This window comes from Myroides sp. WP-1 (assembly GCF_014145635.1).
Taxonomy (GTDB): Bacteria; Bacteroidota; Bacteroidia; order Flavobacteriales; family Flavobacteriaceae; genus Flavobacterium.
On record NZ_JACHTC010000012.1, the window covers coordinates 92,738 to 113,504 of the forward strand.

The 20,767-nt window shown below is 35.6% G+C and carries 19 protein-coding genes and 1 pseudogene; 12 read left to right on the top strand and 8 right to left on the bottom strand.

What is annotated here, in order from left to right; genetic code table 11:
• The 3 genes from H4K33_RS11620 to corA all read right to left on the bottom strand — a co-directional run bounded on the left by H4K33_RS11620 (nucleotide 1) and on the right by corA (nucleotide 3,378).
• A complete protein-coding gene (locus H4K33_RS11620) occupies nucleotides 1-690 on the bottom strand; it encodes a phosphoribosylaminoimidazolesuccinocarboxamide synthase (RefSeq protein WP_182649121.1) in 690 nt (229 codons plus the stop codon).
• A 120-nt stretch (nucleotides 691-810) separates the two neighbouring features.
• On the bottom strand, nucleotides 811-1,542 hold the full coding sequence (locus tag H4K33_RS11625; RefSeq protein ID WP_182649123.1) for an OmpA family protein: 732 nt from the start codon (nucleotides 1,540-1,542) through the stop codon (nucleotides 811-813).
• A 747-nt stretch (nucleotides 1,543-2,289) separates the two neighbouring features.
• Nucleotides 2,290-3,378, bottom strand: a complete 1,089-nt coding sequence (gene corA / locus H4K33_RS11630; protein WP_182649125.1) for a magnesium/cobalt transporter CorA — start codon at nucleotides 3,376-3,378, stop codon at nucleotides 2,290-2,292.
• 75 nt (nucleotides 3,379-3,453) lie between these two features.
• On the opposite strand from corA, the gene hutI reads away from it, so the two are divergent.
• The 3 genes from hutI to H4K33_RS11645 are packed head-to-tail and all read left to right on the top strand — an operon-like array spanning nucleotide 3,454 to nucleotide 6,455.
• Nucleotides 3,454-4,707 (top strand): imidazolonepropionase, encoded by a 1,254-nt coding sequence (hutI, locus tag H4K33_RS11635; RefSeq protein ID WP_182649127.1) that lies wholly within the window; start codon nucleotides 3,454-3,456, stop codon nucleotides 4,705-4,707.
• 27 nt (nucleotides 4,708-4,734) lie between these two features.
• Nucleotides 4,735-5,781, top strand: a complete 1,047-nt coding sequence (locus H4K33_RS11640; RefSeq protein ID WP_182649129.1) for a formimidoylglutamase — start codon at nucleotides 4,735-4,737, stop codon at nucleotides 5,779-5,781.
• On the top strand, nucleotides 5,781-6,455 hold the full coding sequence (locus H4K33_RS11645; protein WP_182649131.1) for a response regulator transcription factor: 675 nt from the start codon (nucleotides 5,781-5,783) through the stop codon (nucleotides 6,453-6,455). Before H4K33_RS11640 ends, H4K33_RS11645 begins: the two co-directional genes overlap by 1 nt.
• Nucleotides 6,456-6,509: 54 nt before the next feature.
• Here the strand turns inward: H4K33_RS11645 and aroC are convergent, their stop codons facing one another.
• Together aroC and H4K33_RS11655 are read right to left on the bottom strand one after the other, a co-directional pair.
• Entirely contained in the window at nucleotides 6,510-7,574 is a 1,065-nt protein-coding gene (aroC, locus tag H4K33_RS11650) for a chorismate synthase (protein ID WP_182649133.1), read from the bottom strand.
• A gap of 166 nt (nucleotides 7,575-7,740) precedes the next feature.
• A complete protein-coding gene (locus tag H4K33_RS11655; RefSeq protein WP_182649135.1) occupies nucleotides 7,741-8,790 on the bottom strand; it encodes an AI-2E family transporter in 1,050 nt (349 codons plus the stop codon).
• 165 nt (nucleotides 8,791-8,955) lie between these two features.
• Here H4K33_RS11655 and H4K33_RS11660 point away from each other — a divergent pair, with 165 nt between their 5' ends.
• Nucleotides 8,956-10,017: a peptide-N-glycosidase F-related protein gene (locus tag H4K33_RS11660; RefSeq protein WP_182649137.1), complete on the top strand. Its 1,062-nt coding sequence runs from the start codon at nucleotides 8,956-8,958 to the stop codon at nucleotides 10,015-10,017.
• A 191-nt stretch (nucleotides 10,018-10,208) separates the two neighbouring features.
• On the opposite strand, the gene glmM is transcribed toward H4K33_RS11660, so the two are convergent.
• Nucleotides 10,209-11,597 (bottom strand): phosphoglucosamine mutase, encoded by a 1,389-nt coding sequence (gene glmM, locus H4K33_RS11665; protein WP_182649139.1) that lies wholly within the window; start codon nucleotides 11,595-11,597, stop codon nucleotides 10,209-10,211.
• 109 nt (nucleotides 11,598-11,706) lie between these two features.
• On the opposite strand from glmM, the gene H4K33_RS11670 reads away from it, so the two are divergent.
• The 7 genes from H4K33_RS11670 to H4K33_RS11700 all read left to right on the top strand — a co-directional run bounded on the left by H4K33_RS11670 (nucleotide 11,707) and on the right by H4K33_RS11700 (nucleotide 18,460).
• Nucleotides 11,707-12,306, top strand: coding sequence for an ACP phosphodiesterase (locus H4K33_RS11670; RefSeq protein ID WP_182649141.1), 600 nt, complete (start codon nucleotides 11,707-11,709; stop codon nucleotides 12,304-12,306).
• A gap of 70 nt (nucleotides 12,307-12,376) precedes the next feature.
• Complete coding sequence (locus H4K33_RS11675) at nucleotides 12,377-14,191, top strand: chloride channel protein (RefSeq protein ID WP_182649143.1); 1,815 nt, start codon at nucleotides 12,377-12,379, stop codon at nucleotides 14,189-14,191.
• A gap of 661 nt (nucleotides 14,192-14,852) precedes the next feature.
• Nucleotides 14,853-15,230 (top strand): helix-turn-helix domain-containing protein, encoded by a 378-nt coding sequence (locus H4K33_RS11680; protein ID WP_182649145.1) that lies wholly within the window; start codon nucleotides 14,853-14,855, stop codon nucleotides 15,228-15,230.
• A 6-nt stretch (nucleotides 15,231-15,236) separates the two neighbouring features.
• Entirely contained in the window at nucleotides 15,237-16,058 is an 822-nt protein-coding gene (locus H4K33_RS11685) for a serine O-acetyltransferase (protein ID WP_182649147.1), read from the top strand.
• A gap of 18 nt (nucleotides 16,059-16,076) precedes the next feature.
• Nucleotides 16,077-17,015 (top strand): cysteine synthase A, encoded by a 939-nt coding sequence (cysK, locus tag H4K33_RS11690; RefSeq protein WP_182649149.1) that lies wholly within the window; start codon nucleotides 16,077-16,079, stop codon nucleotides 17,013-17,015.
• 147 nt (nucleotides 17,016-17,162) lie between these two features.
• The gene (locus H4K33_RS11695) at nucleotides 17,163-17,975 is read left to right on the top strand and encodes a 5'-nucleotidase, lipoprotein e(P4) family (protein WP_182649150.1); all 813 of its coding nucleotides are present in this window, start codon (nucleotides 17,163-17,165) and stop codon (nucleotides 17,973-17,975) included.
• Nucleotides 17,976-18,016: 41 nt separating this feature from the next.
• On the top strand, nucleotides 18,017-18,460 hold the full coding sequence (locus H4K33_RS11700) for a hypothetical protein (RefSeq protein WP_182649152.1): 444 nt from the start codon (nucleotides 18,017-18,019) through the stop codon (nucleotides 18,458-18,460).
• Nucleotides 18,461-18,546: 86 nt separating this feature from the next.
• On the opposite strand, the gene H4K33_RS11705 is transcribed toward H4K33_RS11700, so the two are convergent.
• The gene (locus H4K33_RS11705) at nucleotides 18,547-18,792 is read right to left on the bottom strand and encodes a transcriptional regulator (RefSeq protein WP_182649154.1); all 246 of its coding nucleotides are present in this window, start codon (nucleotides 18,790-18,792) and stop codon (nucleotides 18,547-18,549) included.
• A 1,372-nt stretch (nucleotides 18,793-20,164) separates the two neighbouring features.
• Between H4K33_RS11705 and H4K33_RS11710 the strand changes: the two genes are divergently transcribed.
• Nucleotides 20,165-20,641 (top strand): hypothetical protein, encoded by a 477-nt coding sequence (locus tag H4K33_RS11710; RefSeq protein ID WP_182649156.1) that lies wholly within the window; start codon nucleotides 20,165-20,167, stop codon nucleotides 20,639-20,641.
• Nucleotides 20,642-20,647: 6 nt separating this feature from the next.
• On the opposite strand, the pseudogene H4K33_RS11715 reads toward H4K33_RS11710, so the two are convergent.
• Nucleotides 20,648-20,767 (bottom strand): annotated as a pseudogene (locus tag H4K33_RS11715) (IS30 family transposase); the annotation flags it as partial.

Below are 20,767 nucleotides of genomic sequence, written 5' to 3' on the forward strand. Positions count from 1 at the left end.
CTATAAATTATGCAAGAAAATTTTTTCTAAATCCAATGGAGCAACGTATTTTCCATCTTGGTAAACGCGCATATTTCCACCTGAAATTTCGTCAATTAGAATAATTTCATTGGTTGCTTTATCTCTACCAAATTCTAATTTAATATCGTACAATTCTAAATTCTTCTTTGCTAATTCTTCTTTAACCATCCAACAAATCGTCTTTGTCAAATCTTTCAATATACTGTATTCTTGGTGTGATAAGATACCCAACATAGCCAAAGCGTCTTCTGAAATTACAGGATCTCCCTTTTCATCGTCTTTGATGGTAATTTCTACAAAGCTATCCAACGCTTGTCCTTCTGTACAGTAATCGTTATATCTTCTGAAAAAACTTCCTACCGCTCGGTATCTACAAATTACTTCTAATCCTTTTCCAAATGGAACAGCCTCTTTTACTATCATAGAGACATCTTCTAGATCAGCCGAAACGTAATGTGTAGGAATTTGTTTTGCATTCGCTAGCTCAAAGAAGTATTTAGTCATTTTTAAACCACTTTTCCCTGCTCCTTCGATCGTTAATCCTACTGTATTAGCTCCTGGGTCAAAAACACCATCTGTTCCTGTTACATCGTCTTTAAATTTTAAAAGCACTTGATGATTAGCTAAGCTGTAAACATCTTTTGTTTTTCCTTGATACTTTAATTCCATAGTTGTGTTGTTATTTAGGCCCCAAAAATAAGAAAAACTCCGACATAATGGTCATTTTTCACAGGCTAAATTAAAGATGGAAATAAAAAAACCGATGCAATCATCGGTTTTTGTTATCTCTTATAAAACGAGGAAATCACAACGTCTAAAATCTTTTGCTGTTCCTGTTGAACCATCTCTTGCAGTGACATTTTGAGCTAAGGGCACTACGTCTTTAACTAATCGAGACGGGCTAATTCCGTTTTCAACTAAAAAGTCAATGACACGTTGTGCTCTGCGTTTCCCCATCCAAGCGTTGTACTGTCCGTTATTTCGCGTTTCTACATAAGAACGCACAACGATAGACTTCGATGTATTGATATTCATGTATTGTAATAGTTGAAAAGCTACCGCTCTATTCTCATCTGTAAAATAAGAACTATTAAAATCGTACTGAATGTAGAAAGGCAATAGGTCTTTTGCATTAGAAGCAGAAGCCATGGTTGATTTGCTACTACGTCCCGATCCATCTTTTGATGTCTTCGTAGATCCTAATTCTTTTGTCAAAGTAAAATTGACTTCCAAATCGTCTAAAATAGTACTAACTACAACTTCGGCTGAATTAAACCCATCAGCTGTACCTACAATTTTCTGAACGTTGTCTACATTCTTACTGTTTATTTCAAAGCTTCCGGTTTTGTCAACCATCATCTCGATTATTTTTTGTCCTTTTTCATTGTAAAAGGTTACCCATGCATCATCTATAATTTGATTGGTTCCTTTATTATAGAATGTTCCATGAATACTTTGGGCATAAAAATACTGCGTGCTCATCAAAGACAACCCCAAAACTACTAAATACATTTTTTTCATACTACTCTTTATTTTTACCAATATTGAAACTCTTATAAGTTTATACTAGTTTTTAACATAAACAAATCAAATATAATTAAAAAAACAATACATTTATTTTTTATTTTTCACACTTTAAACAAAAATAAACTTTTTGTAATTTTCACCATTCCACTTGTAAACAGCTGTTTACTCCGTTTCAACTCGTAGAGATTTCTTTTTTCTTCAGGGTGATACTTGTTATTTGTAGCAAAAATACACTTCTATAGAAAACTATTTCTATATAATGTAAAAAAGAATTAAAAGACTCTTTCACTTAGGCTAAAAACCCTCTGTGTACCCGCGCTATCCCTTTAATTTAGCATAAATAAGTCTTCTCTATTTATTTATCACTTTTTTCATCTATCCAAAAACCATTATTGTTAATAATTAAAATGTTTTCAAATAAAAAACATTTTTAGTAAAAAACAAGTAACAATAACGAATAAAAAGCATGTTTTTTTTAACTATTCACCCCTACATTTACCATATCTTTAATTACTTTTTAAGAGAATAAATTAGTTCAACTAAAGAAGGTTATCTAAATTTGTTGATGAAAGCTCCTACACAAAGCGAGTGAACGGTTTTAGATTAGAATTTCTCATCTCAAGTCTTCCTTTCTGTGTACTGAAAATTTGAACTATATAAAGTTTTATACTTTATCTAAGTTATATGTTGTTTCCTATGCAAAAGCCCAACGAAAGTCGTTGGGCTTTTGTTTTTCTATCTTTAAAACCAGCGTTTCCATTTAAAATATCCGATCATCAATAAAACTAACACAAACATGCCTATTAGCGTAAAGAAATAACCATCTTCTGCTTTCAATTCAGGCATATTTTCAAAATTCATTCCGTAAACTCCTACTATAAAAGTAAGGGGAATAAAAATCACCGATACAATCGTCAGTACTTTCATGATTTCATTCATCCGGTTACTTTGGGATGAAAAATAATAATTGGTTGCACTGTCGAGTTTATTCAAACTATATTCGATCTGATCCAATATCTCGATGCTTTTATACTGCAATCGATCAAAAAAGACCAAGCTCTCTTTACTGATAATAGTTAGATGTGTAGTTTTCTTATCGTGTAGTGTTTTGACATTGTTCAAGATCTCTCGCATCGGCATTACAGCACGTTTAATATCATTGAGTTCTTGGGTATACTCTTCAATGTTAATCAAGATATCTTTATGGTATTTAGTACGTGCTTCTACTAGGATTTGTTCGACATTATCTTCTACAACATCTAAGGTGATAAAAAAAGAATCCATCAAAGAATCCATCAGTAAATACAACAAATAACTAGTGTCTCTTTTTCGAACTTGTCCAATTTTCTTGCGAATTCGCTCGCGAATAATATGAAAGAAATCCCCTTTTTTCTCTTGAAAGGAAAGGAGTAAATTTTGACGCATAATGAAACTTATCTGCTCAATATCGACACTTTGTTGCAGTTCTTGATAGGGCAATAACGCTTTTACACTAAAAAACAAGGTATCGTCTAAATCTTCTACTCGAGTTCTTCGACCAAAGTTGAGAATTTCGGCCATAATATAGGATTGAATTTGAAAAAAATCACCGATTTCTTGTAAAAGTTCAATATCGTGTAAGCCGTGTAAGTTAAACCACTTGATTGCATCTGCACTAGAATTTCGCAAAACTTCCTCTATTTCCCTCAAGCTTAAGTCATTATACTCCTCAAAGTGATCTTCCGTATAGATAAACAGCTGCATAGATATCGGAACATCGGGAAAAGAGCCAGAATATTCTAAAGAATTTGGCTGAAGTTTTCTTATTTTACTATATTTAACTCGTTTCACATTAGTAAATTTGTTTAAATATATAACATTTTTAAAACGTACTTTTATCGGTATCAAAAAAATTAAATAAAAACGATGAGAATCTTAATAAAAAACATAAAAGAATTACTACAAACGAGAGCTGAACACGTGGATATGGTTGCAGGAGCAGCTATGAAGGTGTTGCCTAAAATTGAGGATGCTTTTTTATTAATTGAGGATGAAGACATCTTAGATTATGGGACTATGGATCATTGTCCTGTAGATGATGAAAGCATTTCAAAAGTGATTGACGCTCAGGGTTGTGTTGTACTTCCAACTTGGGTTGACAGTCATACACACTTAGTTTATGCAGGAAACAGAACGTTGGAGTTTGTAGATCGCATTAATGGATTAAGTTATGAAGAAATCTTCAATCGCGGAGGCGGTATTCTCAACTCAGCCAAAAAGCTACAAGAGACAAGTGAGGCAGAATTATACGAACAATCCAAACTTCGCTTAGAAGAAGTTATTGCTCAGGGAACGGGTGCTGTGGAGATAAAGTCAGGATATGGCTTAACGGTAGAAGCCGAATTAAAAATGTTGCGTGTAATTAAACGATTAAAGGATAACTATCCCATTGCGATTAAAGCTACCTTTTTAGGAGCACATGCCTTTCCTAGCGAGTACAAAGACAACCATACGGGATACATTGATCTAATTGTCAACGAAATGATTCCCGCTATTGCCAAAGAGAATTTAGCAGAATACATCGATGCTTTTTTAGAAACAGGATACTTTTCTGTAGAAGAGACCGAACGCATCATGGAAGCAGGCAAACAATATGGTATGCGTGCAAAGATTCACGTGAATCAGTTTACTGCTATTGATGGTATTGCGGCTTGTGTTAAGCATGATGCTCTTTCTGTTGACCACTTAGAAATTGTTACAGATGCCGATATTGAAATTTTAAAAAATAGCAAAACAATGCCGGTTGCTTTACCTACTTGTTCTTATTTTATTTCGATTCCCTATACACCTGCAAAAAAAATGTTAGCAGCAGGACTTCCCCTTGCTTTGGCTTCTGATTCCAATCCGGGAACAACTCCTTCTGGAAATATGAATTTTGTAGTTGCCACTGCTTGCATCAAAATGAAATTAACTCCGGAAGAGGCTATTAATGCTGCAACCATCAACGGCGCTTATGCTATGGGGGTTGGTACAACACATGGCAGTATAACTAAAGGAAAAAAAGCAAGTTTAATCATTACTAAACCTCTACATTCGTTCTACGAAATTCCGTATGCCTTTGCAAGTAACCCCATTGGAACTGTCATTTTAAATGGCGAAATTCAACCTTATAAAAACTAACTTAGAGCAGACCAAAAACAACGCGACATGACACAGGCAAAACTTACATTTTTCACAAGAGATAACCTACTTGAATTAACGAGTTTAAGAAGTGGAGAAATCAAATTGGGTGAACGCGTCAACTTGATTCAAGATCCTTTAAATTGGGAAAAAGAACTCGCACAACATGAGAGCAAATACGTAGTACTTGGTATTCCAGAAGACATTGGGGTAAAAGCGAATTTTGGTCGAATGGGCACGGCTTCTGCTTGGGATAAATTTATTGCTACCTTTTTAAACATCCAACACAACCGATTCAATAAAGGGTATTGGGTAACAATCTTAGGCCATCTCAATTTCAAGGCTGAGGTAGAAGAAGCGAAACAATTAGATCCGTCCAACAAAACCGATCGAAAACGCCTTTTTGAATTAGTACAGTCGATCGATAAAGAAGTATCTCATCTGGTTGCCAAAATTGTAAAAGCAAATAAAATCCCGATCGTTATCGGTGGTGGTCATAACAATGCTTATGGCAACATCAAAGGAACGGCTTTAGCTAAAGGCAAAGCAGTAAATGCAATCAACTTTGATGCTCATACTGATTTTAGACCTTTAGAAGGAAGACATAGTGGCAATGGTTTTTCGTATGCCTTTGAAGAGGGATTCCTCAAGAATTACTTTATTTTTGGTCTGCATGAAAACTATACCTCCAAAGGTATTTTTAGCGCCATAAAGGTTCATGCTGATCGCGTAAAATACAATACGTACGAACAAATGAATATTCGAAAGGAGAAATCATTTAGCAACGAGCTATTAAACGCAAAAAAACACATTGACACGGGATATTACGGGATAGAAATTGACTTGGACGCCATTCCTAATGTTGCAAGTAGCGCCATTACTCCTACTGGTTTTTCGGCAGAACGCGCACGTCAATTCTTGCATTTCTTTGCCGAATCATCCAACGCTGCTTATCTGCATATCTGTGAAGGTGCCCCTGATTTAGATTATCCAACCAACAATCACGTCGTTGGAAAATTAATCGCGTATCTTGTGTCTGATTTTATGAAATCAAATTCAAATATCAATAAATAGTGAATATCTTATTAGTTGAAGACGACAAACGAATTAGCGAATTCATAGTCAAAGGATTAGAAGAAAAAGGCATGCATGTTCAACTTGCTTCATCTGGAGATGAGGCAAGAAAACTCGTTCTTAATGGGGATTGGGACTTGATTCTCATGGATATTATGCTACCTGATATCGACGGAATTCAACTAACTAAAATGATTCGCTTCAAGAAGGATTATACGCCTATTTTAATGCTAAGTGCATTGAGCGATACCACAGATAAAATTGACGCTTTAGATGGAGGTGCAGACGATTACCTAACTAAACCCTTTCACTTTAGTGAGCTATTGTCACGCATTAATGCCTTGACAAGACGCACTAAGTTCAATTATGAAAACAAAACCAATTTCTATATCTGTGGTAATCTACAATTAGATCCTGAAAAACACATTGTCAGTCAAAATGGCAAAATCATCGACTTATCTCCTAAAGAATACAAATTGCTATTGTATCTCTTAGAAAACAAAGGGCGAGTTATATCGAGAACTCAAATTTTAGAACAAGTTTGGGGTATTCAATATGACACCAATACGAATGTGGTAGATGTATACATATCATACATCCGAAACAAAATCGATGAAACGCAACGAAAGCTAATCCACACCATTAAAGGAACGGGGTATATGCTTCAAGAGTAGTTGGTCGTTGTTGGTCGTTGTTCGTTGGTGAGACGATGTGTCCAACAAATAAAATCACAAAGATTTACCAAATTGTTCTACAAACAGATCCTGCAATACCAAAGCCGTCATGGCTTCTACTATGGGAACTGCTCGTGGTAAAACGCAAGCATCATGGCGACCTTTTCCCTGAACCGTTACGACTTGATTTTGCGTGTTAATTGAGGGTTGATCTTTCATAATGGTAGCTGTTGGTTTAAAGGCTACCTGAAAGTAAATATCCATGCCATTGCTGATTCCACCAACAATTCCTCCAGCGTGATTGGTTTGTGTTTGACCATTCGGCAACAGAATATCATTGTGTTGACTACCTCTTAATTGAGTTCCTGCAAAACCGCTTCCAAACTCTACCCCTTTCACTGCATTAATACTCAGCATAGCCTGAGCTAATACTGCGTCAAGTTTATCAAAAACGGGAGCGCCTAGCCCTACAGGAACCTGTTGTACCACACAAGTGATGACTCCACCAACAGAATCCCCTTCTTTTTTTACTTGTCGGATCAGTTGTTCCATCGCTTCTGCTGTACTTGGATCTGGACAACGAACGGCATTAGATTCTATTAAACTCAAATCTAGAGCAGTATATGATTTGTCTACACGGATCTCTCCTACTGCTGAAACATATGCTTTAATTTGAATAGGAGCCAATAACTGTTTGGCAATTGCACCTCCTACTACTCGACAAGCTGTTTCTCGTGCAGAGCTTCTTCCTCCACCTCTGTAATCGCGTATGCCATATTTTTTGTCATACACATAATCAGCGTGACTTGGTCGATAGGTATCTTTTAAATGGTCATAATCTTGAGATTTTGAATTGGTATTTTCAATGATAAACCCAATAGGAGTTCCTGTTGTTTTCCCTTCAAATATACCAGATAAGAATCGAACATTATCCGATTCTTTGCGTTGAGTAACCAAGGTTGACTGCCCGGGTTTACGTCTATCCATTTCTGCTTGAATGGCCTGCATATCTAAGGTAAATCCTGCTGGACATCCATCTATAATTCCGCCTAATGCTTCACCATGTGATTCGCCAAAGGTTGTTAAACTAAAGTATTTTCCAAAGGTATTTCCACTCATAATCTCATCGTTTCATTTTATTGAGAAAAACAAAGATAATCCAATCCTCGCGTTTCTACTTGCAATTTAGCTAAAATCAAAGGCGATTAAGGATAATCTCTTTGAAATAAGACAACGCAGAACAAACCTTTAAAGACAAAAGATCTACTGTTGGGATCTATCCCGTTTATTCTTCCACAATTTTTGTTTTTGTTGGAGCGACAAATTCACGGTAGTAAATTTTAATCAACCACATAAACAATGAAAATAAAATAGGCCCAAAAATAATACCGATAAAACCAAAAATATTGACACCGACGATCACGCCAAAAATTGTAATCAACGGATGAATATCTGCCATTTTCTTTTGCAGTAAAAAGCGAATTAAATTATCAGAAGTTCCCACTACTAAAAGGCAATACAACCCTAAACCCAGTGCATTTCCTTGTTGGCCATTAGCTAATAGCATCAAAACTAAAGGAATGTAAATAATAGCCGAACCTACCACGGGTAACAAAGATGCAAAGGCCGTTAAAATAAAAAACACGAAGGCATCCTCTACGCCAAAAATCAAATAACCAATAAAAGCAACAACCCCCTGAATAAAAGCAGTTAAAGGTACTCCTACACTATTAGACATAACGAGGCGTTTCATATCTACTTTCATTTCATCGATATTGTTTTCTTGCATTGGTAGATATTGCATAATCCAACCTTGTACCTGCTTGTATTCTTTAAACAAAAAATACAACATCAAATAAGCAACTCCAATTTCTACAACACTGTTAACCGAAGTATTAACAATGGCCTGAAAGGCTTCTGTACCCAATTCGGTTGCTTTGCTAATGGTATTTTCATTAAAGATATCAATGCCGTAATTGTCTCTCAAACTTCGAACGGTAGATTCAATTCCCTCTTGAATTTTATCTTTATCCTGAAGGACAACTAATACTTTTTTGGTTAGTGTTTGTATGAGTAAATACAAAGGAGCCAACACCAATAAACTACTTCCCAACATCAGGGCAATAATGGATACATTCTTATTCCATCCTCTGTTCTCAGTCATCCAGCGATAGGGAGTCAACAGCAAAACGAAAAGACATAAAGCTCCTAAAAAACCAGGGAGAAAAAAAATCAAATTACTAGCCAAGAGATAAAACACAAAGGCTATAAGTACTAAAAATCCCAACTGAACAAGAATTGAATTGGGAATCAAGCGTTTTGAATTAGCTGTCATAAAAAAGTCATTTAACTTATTCGTTAAATTTATAAAAAAATAACGATGTCCCACGCATCGCATTTCCAGACTTTTTCATCTACTCTTTCAATAATAGCATTTTAATACTTTAATTTAATTATTTTTTAACTATATTCACATTTCAATAACATTTAAAAAAGAACCATGAACAAACGTTTAGTATTACTTAGTTTATCCCTTTTCAGTTTAATTTTTGGAGTTTCTTGTTCCTCTGATAATACAGAACCTGAAATCATCGTAGACGATGGTGTAATTTTTCCACCTCCAATCAAAGAGGGAACTTTTAATTACAAAACGTTTAAGGATGTAAAAGTAGGTTTCGGCGATGGTTTATCTCAAAGTTCAGAAGGTACTTTTACTTTTCCCCAAGACATTGAACACGTAAAAACGATAAAAATGTATGTTCAAAACCCTTGTGAAAATAAAGAGTGTGATGAATGGGATCGCTTTGCAAACGTTTATGTAAAAAATAAAAGCACAAATGAATGGTATGAAATCGGGCGTTTTATTACTCCGTATTGGGTAGGTTCAGAGAAACTCGAACGCGGGTGGGAATTTGACGTAACGGATTTCAAATCGCTTTTAACTGGTGAGGTAGAGTTAAAAATATACACGGAAACTTGGTTAGCTAAAGGGCGTGTGTATAGTGTTGACTTTGATTTTACCTATGGAGAAACGGCATATAAATATTCTGCTGTAACGCCTTTATTTCAATACAATCAATCTTCTATTGATGGAGTGCCATATGGAACGAATCAAACGACTGATTTAGCTCGTAGTATAAAACTACCTGAAAACACGAAGCTAGCATATTTCAGAACAACAATTTCAGGATGGGGACATGCAACACCAAACGACGCAGGTGGTAGAGGATGTGCAGAATGGTGTTTTAGAACCCATCACATTCAGCTGGATGGAACCAATGCTTTTGAACACTATATGGGGCCTATTGGTTGCGCATCCAATCCGATCAACAATCAAAATCCAGGAAACTGGAAACCCGATCGTGCTGGTTGGTGCCCAGGAATGGTTGTTCCTCCTTATATCAATAATGTGTCTGGTGATTTGAAAAACAAAGTACTGAATTTCAACTATGAATTAGAACCTTGGACAGCAAATAATCCTGAAAACAAAGCATTTTACGCCATTTCTACCTTTATTGTTGTACACAGTAATACGCCTATTCAACCTGCTGTTATTCAGTAGATGGTGAGATAGTGAGGTGATGAGGTGATGAGGTGGTGAGATGGTGAGATGATGAGTTAAGACGATAGAAATTAAATCTATAAAAAAAGCGAAAGAATATCTTTCGCTTTTTTTTATAGATTTATATCTGGTCTATTATGCATACTTTATGCGCTTCATCTCCCCTCCTTCACTTTCCGTTTTTACACCGATTAAATTCCAGCAATCACGCGCAATTCTTCGATCATACGACCGGCTAAACCATCTGCTTCTTCTTGCGTTGGGGCCTCTGTATAGATGCGAATAATAGGTTCTGTATTTGATTTTCTCAGGTGTACCCAACTAGTTGGGAAGTCAATTTTAACTCCATCAATTGTCGTAACCTCTTGATTTTTATAATTCTCTGCAATGAGATCCAAAATCATATCAACATTTAACTTAGGAGTCAATTCGATTTTATTTTTACTCATATAGTACTGAGGATAAGATGCTCTCAACTCAGCTACAGTCAACGTTTGATTGGCTAAATGTGTCAAAAACAAAGCTACCCCCACTAAAGCATCACGTCCATAATGAGTTTCAGGATAAATAATTCCTCCATTTCCTTCACCACCAATCACCGCATTGGTTTCTTTCATCAAGGCAACTACATTTACTTCTCCAACAGCAGCTGCTTGGTACGATCCGCCGCGATTCACCGTAACATCTCTCAATGCACGAGAAGACGATAAGTTAGAAACGGTATTTCCTGGTGTTTTACTCAATACATAATCTGCCACAGCAACAAGTGTATACTCTTCTCCGAACATTTCACCATCGTTGGAAATAAAAGCCAAACGATCTACATCCGGATCCACAACAATACCAAGATCTGCTTGCTCTGCTTTCACCAAAGCACAAATATCTTGTAAATGTTCTTTTAAGGGTTCTGGGTTATGCGGGAAATGTCCGGTCGGCTCACAGTACAATTCAACTACTTCTACACCTAATTTTCTCAGTAAAGCAGGAATAATAACCCCTCCTGATGAATTCACTCCATCGACAACAACCTTGAATTTGCGTTTTTGAATGGCTGCAACATCAACTAGTTTCAATTTTAAAATTTCGTCAATGTGAATATCCATATAATCATTTTTCTGAACAATCGTTCCCAAACGATCTACTTCGGCAAAAACAAATGCGTCTTTTTCGGCAATATCCAAAATCTCTTCTCCTTCTGCGCCACTTAAAAACTCACCTTTTTCATTGAGTAATTTTAAAGCATTCCACTGTTTTGGGTTGTGTGATGCAGTTAGGATAATTCCTCCATCTGCTTGTTCCATTGGCACAGCAATTTCTACTGTAGGTGTAGTGGACAAGCCCAAATCAACCACATCAATTCCCAATCCCACTAAAGTGTGTACTACTAAATTGTGAATCATAGGGCCAGACAAACGTGCATCGCGTCCAATAACAACTTTTACCTGCTCTTTACCCGCTTTATTTTTAATGAAAGTTCCATAGGCTGATGCAAATTTTACGGCATCAACAGGTGTTAGGTTAAACCCAACTTTACCACCTATAGTTCCTCTTATTCCTGAAATTGATTTTATCAATGTCATAGTCTAATTTTTTTTTTATTCTTCTACAAGAACAAATATAAAACAATTCGATCGCTTATACTTTCAAATACTAAACTAAAAAACGTAAATTTGATTTTAAAGCAGAGCGATGAATTTTTTAGCACATGTATACTTATCGGGTGATCATGAAAAGAGAGCCATTGGCAATTTTATAGCAGATAGCATTCGAGGAAAACAATACTTAGAATTTCCCAAAGAGGTGCAGTATGGAATTCTCCTACACCGAGAAATAGACACCTATACAGATACACATCCTATTTGGCGCAAAGACAAAAAGCTCCTTGTACCTCGATACAATCATTACGCAGCGGTTATCATTGATATGTATTACGATCATTTTCTAGCCAAAAATTGGTCTTTATACCATTCACAACCTTTAGCAGATTACGCAGCGGCGTTTTACACCTCTCTAGAAAACAATTTTGCTCTTTTACCTACAAAAATTCAAAACTTTTTACCCATCATGATACGTGAGAATTGGTTTACTTGTTACGAAACAATAGATGGATTGGGGTACATTCTCTCACAAATGGATCGCAGAACTAAAGGTATTTCTAAAATGTCTGCTGCAACAGAGGAACTAAAAGAACACTATACAATTCTTGAAGCTGATTTTATTCAATTTTTCAAAGAATTAGAAAATCACGTTGTTTTAGTGCAAGAAACCTCGCGTTTCACCGCTATTTAATCTAGTTTTTAGGCTAAAAAAATATACAGTCTACGCTACTTTTGTCGACTATTTAGGCTATTTTTGCACCATGAAGATTTGGAATAAAAAACGTATTGCATTCTATTTTAAGCAAACCTTTCGGTATGCAGAAGGTATTTTATTTTTTTTAAAATCGATCCTTTCGGATCGCCAATTTCTCTATTTGTCCTGTGTGTTGGTTGGAGCATCGAGCGCCATTGCGGTAACGATTTTAAAGTCTTTTGCCCATGCTGTGTTCAAATTCGCTACTTATATTGACAACATTTCTCATTTGCCATACACCAATAGTATACTACCTATTATAGGTATTTTACTTACTGTTTTTGTTATCCGAAAATTTTTGAATGGCAGTATTGAAAAGGGAACATATCAGATCATGATTGCAGTAGCCAAGCGATCTGGAGTTATGCCCAAAAAGCAAATGTACTCTCAAATTGTCACGAGTTCACTTACTGTAGGTATGGGAGGATCACTTGGACTAGAATCTCCTATTGCCATTACAGGTGCAGCTTTTGGATCTAATTTTGCTCAAAACTACAAACTGAGTTATAAAGACCGCATCTTACTTTTGGGGTGTGGGGTGGCAGCGGGTATCTCCGCTGCGTTTAATGCGCCAATAGCCGGAGTACTTTTTGCAATCGAGATTGTACTAGCTGATATTACGGTATCTGCATTTATTCCCATTATGATTGCCTCTGCAACGGGAACAATTGTTACAGATTTAATTATTAAAGAAGATATTCTGTTGTCGTTCAAAAAACAGCTTGTTTTTGATACATTCAACACGGGATACTATGTTATTTTGGGAATTCTCGCTGGTTTATTCTGTGTATATCACGCGCGAATGTTTCGAAAGACAGAAGCTTATCTCTCAAAATTTACTAATCACGTATACAAAAAAGCGATTATCGGGGCTACCATGTTAGCCGTACTCATCTTCCTCTTCCCTACTTTATTTGGTGAGGGATATGAGAGCATTAAGATTCTTGCAGGCGATCATCCTGAAACCATTCTCAACAACACCTTATTGCGCAATTTTGCAACCAATGACTGGGTATTATTACTCTTTGTTGCTGGAGCAGCTTTGGTCAAAACCTTTGCTGCAGGCTTAACGATGGGCAGTGGCGGAAACGGAGGTAACTTTGCTCCTTCTCTTTTTGTTGGATCTTATTTAGGCTTTTCATTAGCTAAATTCTTTTCGCTTTTGGGAGCGAAAGACATACCAATTCACAACTTTACTGTTGTGGGTATGGCAGGAGTAATCAGCGGTTTATTTCACGCTCCGCTAACAGGGATTTTCTTAATCGCTGAAATAACTGGTGGTTATGGATTAATGGTTCCCCTACTTATCGTGTCATCGATTAGTTTTGCCATAGCGAAACACATGGAAAAGTATTCGATGGATATTAAATCCATTGCCGAAACAGGTATGGTTTTCACCTCAGACAAAGACGCTAATATCCTTTCGACCATTAATGTTCACGATTTTATTCGCAATGATATTCACTTGTTAAAATCAACGCAGACAACCCAAGATGCCGTGGCTATTTTTACGCAAACACAGCAAGAATTTATTCCTATTATTGACGAAGAACACAACTTGCTTGGCGTAATTAATCTCAACCACGTTCGCCCAATTGTATTCAGTACTTTTCAGACGAAATTTACTCCTATAAGCGACCTTATTGAACAACCTATTACGGTTGCACACAATGATAGTACCAAACACATTGTCAATAAATTTGACTTAAAAAAGGCTGATTTCGTATTGGTTCAAAAAGACAATAAATACTTCGGATACATCTTAAAAGCAGATATTCTAGAAGCCTATCGCAATAATCTAAAATCGCTATCCATAAACTAACTCAATGGATCTTTTCTAAAAGAAGGGATTGATATTGGTCACTAAAAAAAGAGATTCACTACGAATCAAACGCAAAAGCAAAGGTTGGGGACTAAATAATGCGCTTCTGCGTGATACGTAATTTGTATAAGATAGGATGCACGATGTGCATACAATGTTTCGGAATAGTGTTGTAATTTTCCTCGTTATGTCAATAGTTTTAAAATAATAGAGAGTGCCTTTTTCAAGGCACTCTCTGGTAATATAGTATCTTTGCAAGTGTTACTTCCCATTTTGAAATAGAACAACAAAACAACAAAACCAAATTCCTTACAAGTAGCCGCTCAAAAGAAATCTTAAAAATAAATCTATTTCAACACAAACACACAAAGAACTATTAATTCTTTAGAAGAAACGAAATGCGTTTCTCCCGTACTTTACTAGACCAAATGTACTGATTAATTTAGAGATCCTCACTAGCAAGCCGTTTCCTTTTAACATTTATTATCCCAAAAAGATACCTTTTATTCGCATTGAGTATATTTACAATACTATAAAACCTATATTTTGTCATATTTAGTAGAAATATATACTAAAAAAAAGTTAAGCAGTTTGTTGCTACTTGTCTTTTTAGTACATTAGCTTTCCAATAAGAAAGTAACTTTCTTAAAAGAAACCTACTATGTCAACCCAAATAGCAATTGATGCGATTCAACATACGCTACAGAACATTAGTGGCAAATGGAGAATACCTATCTTAACTACACTTTTTCAAATCGAAAAAGCGCGGTATTCCGTACTACAACAATATCTACCCAAAATTGGCAGTAAAATGCTAACCACGGAACTCAAAGCCCTGGAACAGCTAAACCTTATTGAACGTCTTGTTAGTGAACCTAACCTCACTATTTGCTATCAATTGAGTAACAAGGGACGATCTTTATTGCCCGTTTTGGAAGCACTTTCTCATTGGGGTGAAGCTGATCTACCCAAAAAAGCAACTGAACTTACCAGTCAAAATAAGCACGAAATCAATCATTTCTTAACTATAAACATCTAAAGTCACATGGATTTTATTCAAGAATTACTCTATAAAAACGAGAGTACCACGGCCTTTTTAGATAAAAAAAGAATGGAACAATTCACAGATACGCTTTTTCACTTCTTATTTCAATTAGAAGATAAACGCTATCATTCTGAACAAGCAATCAACATTAAATTAACGACTTTGAAAAATGAAATGGTTTCCATTTTGTTTAGCATCAACAATGATGAAAGCCGTTCGCATAAGATTGCTGATGATTTTTTTGAAGCCCTACCCTCTATTTATACGTTATTAAATACGGATGCTACTGCAATATTAGAAAATGACCCTGCAGCCACTTGTTTACAAGAAGTGCACATTGCATATCCTGGTTTTTATGCCATTGCTATTTACCGTTTTGCACATCAACTCCAAAGACAAAACGTTCGCCTCCTTCCGCGTATTTGGACGGAATATGCCCACAGCAAAACGGGAATTGATATTCACCCAGCAGCGAGTATAGGTTCTCATTTTTGTATTGACCACGGAACGGGAATCGTTATTGGAGAAACATGCGTCATCGGAACCAATGTCAAAATCTATCAAGGGGTTACTTTAGGTGCAATTTCCGTATCTAAAGACAAAGCAAATACGCGTCGTCACCCTTACATTGAAGACAATGTTGTGATCTATTCAGGAGCAACAATATTAGGAGGTGATACCGTAATTGGACACGATTCTGTTATTGGGGGAAATGTATGGTTAACGAAAAGTGTGGATGCTAATTCAATCATATACAGCAAAAGTAAAGTATACTCCAAATACACAGATAAATATCCTGAACCTATTAATTTTATTATATAAACGACAAAAAAAATAAATATGAAAGCAAATACAATTCTAGACACCATTGGGCGTACACCACATGTCAAAATCAACAAACTATTTCCTTCTACGCATAACGTTTGGATTAAATTAGAGAAACAAAATCCTGGCGGTAGCTTAAAAGATCGCATTGCCTTGGCGATGATAGAAGATGCAGAAGCGAAGGGAATTATCAATAAAAACACAACCATCATTGAGCCTACATCAGGAAATACAGGTGTCGGATTAGCAATGGTTTGTGCTGTGAAGGGGTATCAATTAATTTTGGTAATGCCTGAATCTATGAGTATTGAGAGAAGAAAATTAATGGCTGCTTTTGGAGCTAAATTTGTTTTAACTCCGAGAGAATTAGGTACGGCAGGTTCAGTTGCAAAAGCGACGGAACTAGCAGAGCAAATGGAAAACGCGTGGGTACCTCAGCAATTCAACAATTTCTCTAATCCAGAAATTCACCGTAAAACAACAGCGTTAGAAATCATCAACGACTTTCCGGAAGGGATTGATTACTTAATCACAGGAGTTGGAACAGGTGGACATATTACAGGAGTAGCAGAGGTTCTGAAGGAGAAATTTCCTCAATTAAAAGTTTATGCCGTAGAGCCTAAAAATTCCCCTGTATTAAGTGGTGGGCAACCTGGTCCACACCCTCTACAAGGAATTGGTGCTGGTTTTATTCCCAAGGTAGTCAATACGGATATTTTCGATGGCATTATTACCATAGATAAAGAAGAAGCTTTTACTTATACTAATCGAATCGCCAAAGAAGAGGGCATCTTAGCTGGTATTTCTACGGGAACTTCTCTAGCGGCTATTGCTCAAAAATTACCTGAGATTGAAGAAGGAGCAACAATTCTAACGTTTAACTACGATACGGGAGAGCGCTACTGGTCTGTTGACGATCTATTTGATGAAAAGGCTGCAGAATACAAAGAGTAAGAAACATTTTTTATAGATAAAAACCGCTCAGAACACTCGTTTCTGAGCGGTTTTTAGATTATTATAACGCTACCTTCTCATTTTGAACATCTACTATTCTAATTTTATGTTGTATTTTTGTAAGATAATAAACAGTAAAACTAAAATATGTTAAAAAGAACTTTTCTTCTTGCAGGACTACTTGTTTTAGGTGCATGTAAAACAATCCCTTCAAGTCAAGTTACTTCAACAACTAACCCTTTACACCAAATTGAGGTAAACGGTAAATTATACGCTGCAGTTTTTCAACAAAACGCAGCTGAATATCAAGCTTTAGCTGCTCAAGCTTTTAATATTGCTACGCTAAGAGTAGATGAAATCTTAACGCAATCGCACAACAAACCGTTGGCTATTGTTACGGATATAGATGAAACTTTCTTAGACAACTCTCCTTATGCTGTGGAAATGGCTCGTCAAGGAAAAATATTTAGTGAAGAAACATGGAATGAATGGACTTCAAAAGGAGAGGCTTTACCTCTACTGGGGAGTTTAGAGTTCTTTAACTATGCTGCTTCAAAGGGAATTGAAGTATATTACATTACCAATCGTACCCAAAATGATAAAGCAGGTACATTGAAAAATTTACAAAAGTACAACTACCCTTTTGCAGATGAACAGCACGTCATTGTTCGAACTACAGAATCGAGTAAGGAAACAAGACGTCAGAAGTTAAGTGAAACGCATGAAATTGTAATGCTTCTTGGAGATAACCTGTCAGATTTCTCTACGGCTTTTGACAAGAAAACACAAGAAGAACGCTTGCAAAATGTAAAAAATAACCAAGCGTTATTTGGCAAGCGATTTATTGTTTTACCCAACACAGGTTACGGCGATTGGGAAGCAGCTTTGTTACAATACAAACGCAATTTAACAACAGAAGAAAAAGACGACTTATACAATAAGAGCGTAAAAGGCTTTTAACCTAAATACCTTTAATCAAAAATAACTTATAACGCGACAAAATGAAAAAATTAGTAGCTATTTGTGCTTTAGTGGCATTGCCAATTGCAATTAGCAGTTGTTCAAGCGATGACAACAGCGTAATCCGCAAACCAGACACCTATGTTGGAACTTGGGAAACGGATAGTTTATTCTACACCTATAACGGTAGAGAAATGAAACACAGATTCAAAGAAATGCCAGGAGGTGATGATGCTATTACAAAAGATATCATGACGTTAACTGATGATAAAGCTATTGTAGTAGAAACCAATAAAAAAGGAGTTGATCAACCGGCAATACAAGGAGCAATTGCAGATAAAGTTATTACTTTAAATAGCGAAGATCCAAGACACACACCGCGTACTATTAAAGCCGCTACAGACAAAAAATTAACAGTAGAATACAATATCGATATGCGAGGAGCTGAACTTCCAGTTACCGTTACTTACATCCGATTAAAATAATACAAAAAAGCCTTCTAGAAATAGAAGGCTTTTTTTATTCTGCACGTAACAAAAGTTTTTTTATTTTAGATAACAGCCGCATCTTCTTATTTATAGTCTTCAATCATCTGAAAAAAACCAACGAATGTCATGTCTTTAGCTGTACAAATATTCTGAATGGTCGATAAAGGAATATCATAGGACATCTCCCCTTGTGCTAAAGCTACCTTTTTTATTTTTCTTACAACACTTTCATCTAGTAATAGTTTTTTAGCAAAAGATCGTTGAGATTTTTCTCTAATCATCCATTCTTTATAAATAAACGTACATATTTTAACACTAATATCTTCCATAATATAAATCGATTAGTTTGAGTAAAAAAAACGCGTTCGATAACACGCATTTAGCTATTTTTTTTTATCTTTGATATATCAAACACAACATCTTATTCCTTTTACAGTGAAAATGATGTTATGTACTCTACTTTTGTCATTGCATTTTTCCTATTGCACATAGGTTATCGCAATATCAGATAGGGTTTTAAGTTTGTAAACTTTACCGTATACTTTATTTATTAAGGTTTAACACATCACTTTTACTCCTGTTGCATAAACAAGTTAGAGTAAAGTTTATAAACAGACACAGGGGCTGATGTGCTCACTGCTGTTTATCTGTAAGGCGTTCAACGACCTTACCTCCTACCTCAATAAAACAAATGTCGAGGGGGTATAAAACTTGATGTTTTTATTTTATATGATTCGCACTCTAAAAATAGAACCTTTCTCGTTTGTTTCCAAAAGAAAACCTCCAGTAGAAGACATATTTTTTTAAGGGGTACGCATTGCGATAGTCCAGAATAACAGCTGAACTATCCAATCGATTTCAAAACGCAATTAATTCTATTGCGTACACGATATACCTTGGTTGTATTCTCCCAAACAAGCAAGCACAATAAAACTAACCGATTAAGGTTAGCTTTCACCTTACACTTTTACCATAACGTACAACTTCTTAATGACTTGGTAGTTTTATCAAAGTAAAGACATCGCATATCATCATTATAGTCTTTTGCGTTGTTTCTATTCTCATGAAGCTCAATGATCTTTTTAGAGGAAGTATATCTAGTTTTTGTTTGGGCCTGCTCTCAACTCTTTTGTTTTGAGCAGGTTAAACAAAATATAAAAGGAGTGATCTAGTTCTAACTTCTTTGCTCTATTTGTTTAATTTTTAACCCCTTATCAGCAATACACTACTCAAGTTTAAAAAACACGTATACACTTTCTCAGTATCCTATTGTTTGCTGCCCTAGGCAATAGGAAAAACTAAGACTCTTCTTGAGTTAGTAGAAACATTCACTTTTTTATATACGCCCTTGCTCCTAGTATCGAGCAAGCGTACAGCTTTTTGATGCCTATCACACTACTCCATATTGTTTTGTTTTGGGAGATACAAATCATCTATGTGAGCAACGTGATAGGCTATTTTCGCTTGTAATTATTTTTTAATGGCAATAGTAATCTTGATTTATTTACTTTTAAAAACTATTCTTCGTTTTTCTAGTTATTCTTTTCGAGTTATTTTTTCATATTTTTCACAATAAATCACTACATAACAAAGAAAAAACTTTACTTCCTTTTAAATCTCAATTATTTTCTACCATAGGATAAAAAGGACAAGCACGGCTGCAGTAAAACAGTGTAATTTTACTTTGCTAATAAAAAAACAATGAAAAAGAAAATCATATACTGTGTTTTGAATGCGGTACTCATTTTGAATTCTTGTCAAAAGAAAACTAATCCTCAAGATCATTCTTATTTATTCTCCTCTTCTACTATAGAAAATCACAGCGATACCGAGGTAAGTCAAATTAGAGAAGGATGGAAAAACGTCAACACCCACTATACCTATCACTTTACTGGGGAAATTGACAATAAATACACCTTTGACTTATACCTTAAAATAAATGACAATAAGGTTTCTGGATCTTATAATTACATAAAATACGAAATACCTATACCCATTGAAGGAACCATTAACGATACTTATCTTGAATTTACAGAATCTTCTGGTCATGTTTTTAAGGGGGTATTTGATTATAATAACGGTAAGGTTACAGGGTATTGGACTGACGTAATAACAGGAGTTTCACTGCCATTTAGCATGCAAAATCCCAAAGGTAAAGGTTATGCTAAAAAGGAATAGCTGAATTCAACTTGCAAATGCAACAGAATTCTGATTAATAATTTGTTTAAATTTTTCGTTTGGCGTGAGGTATCCAAGTCTTTTACGAGGTCGATTATTGAGTTTATTTTCAATCCACTTAATCTG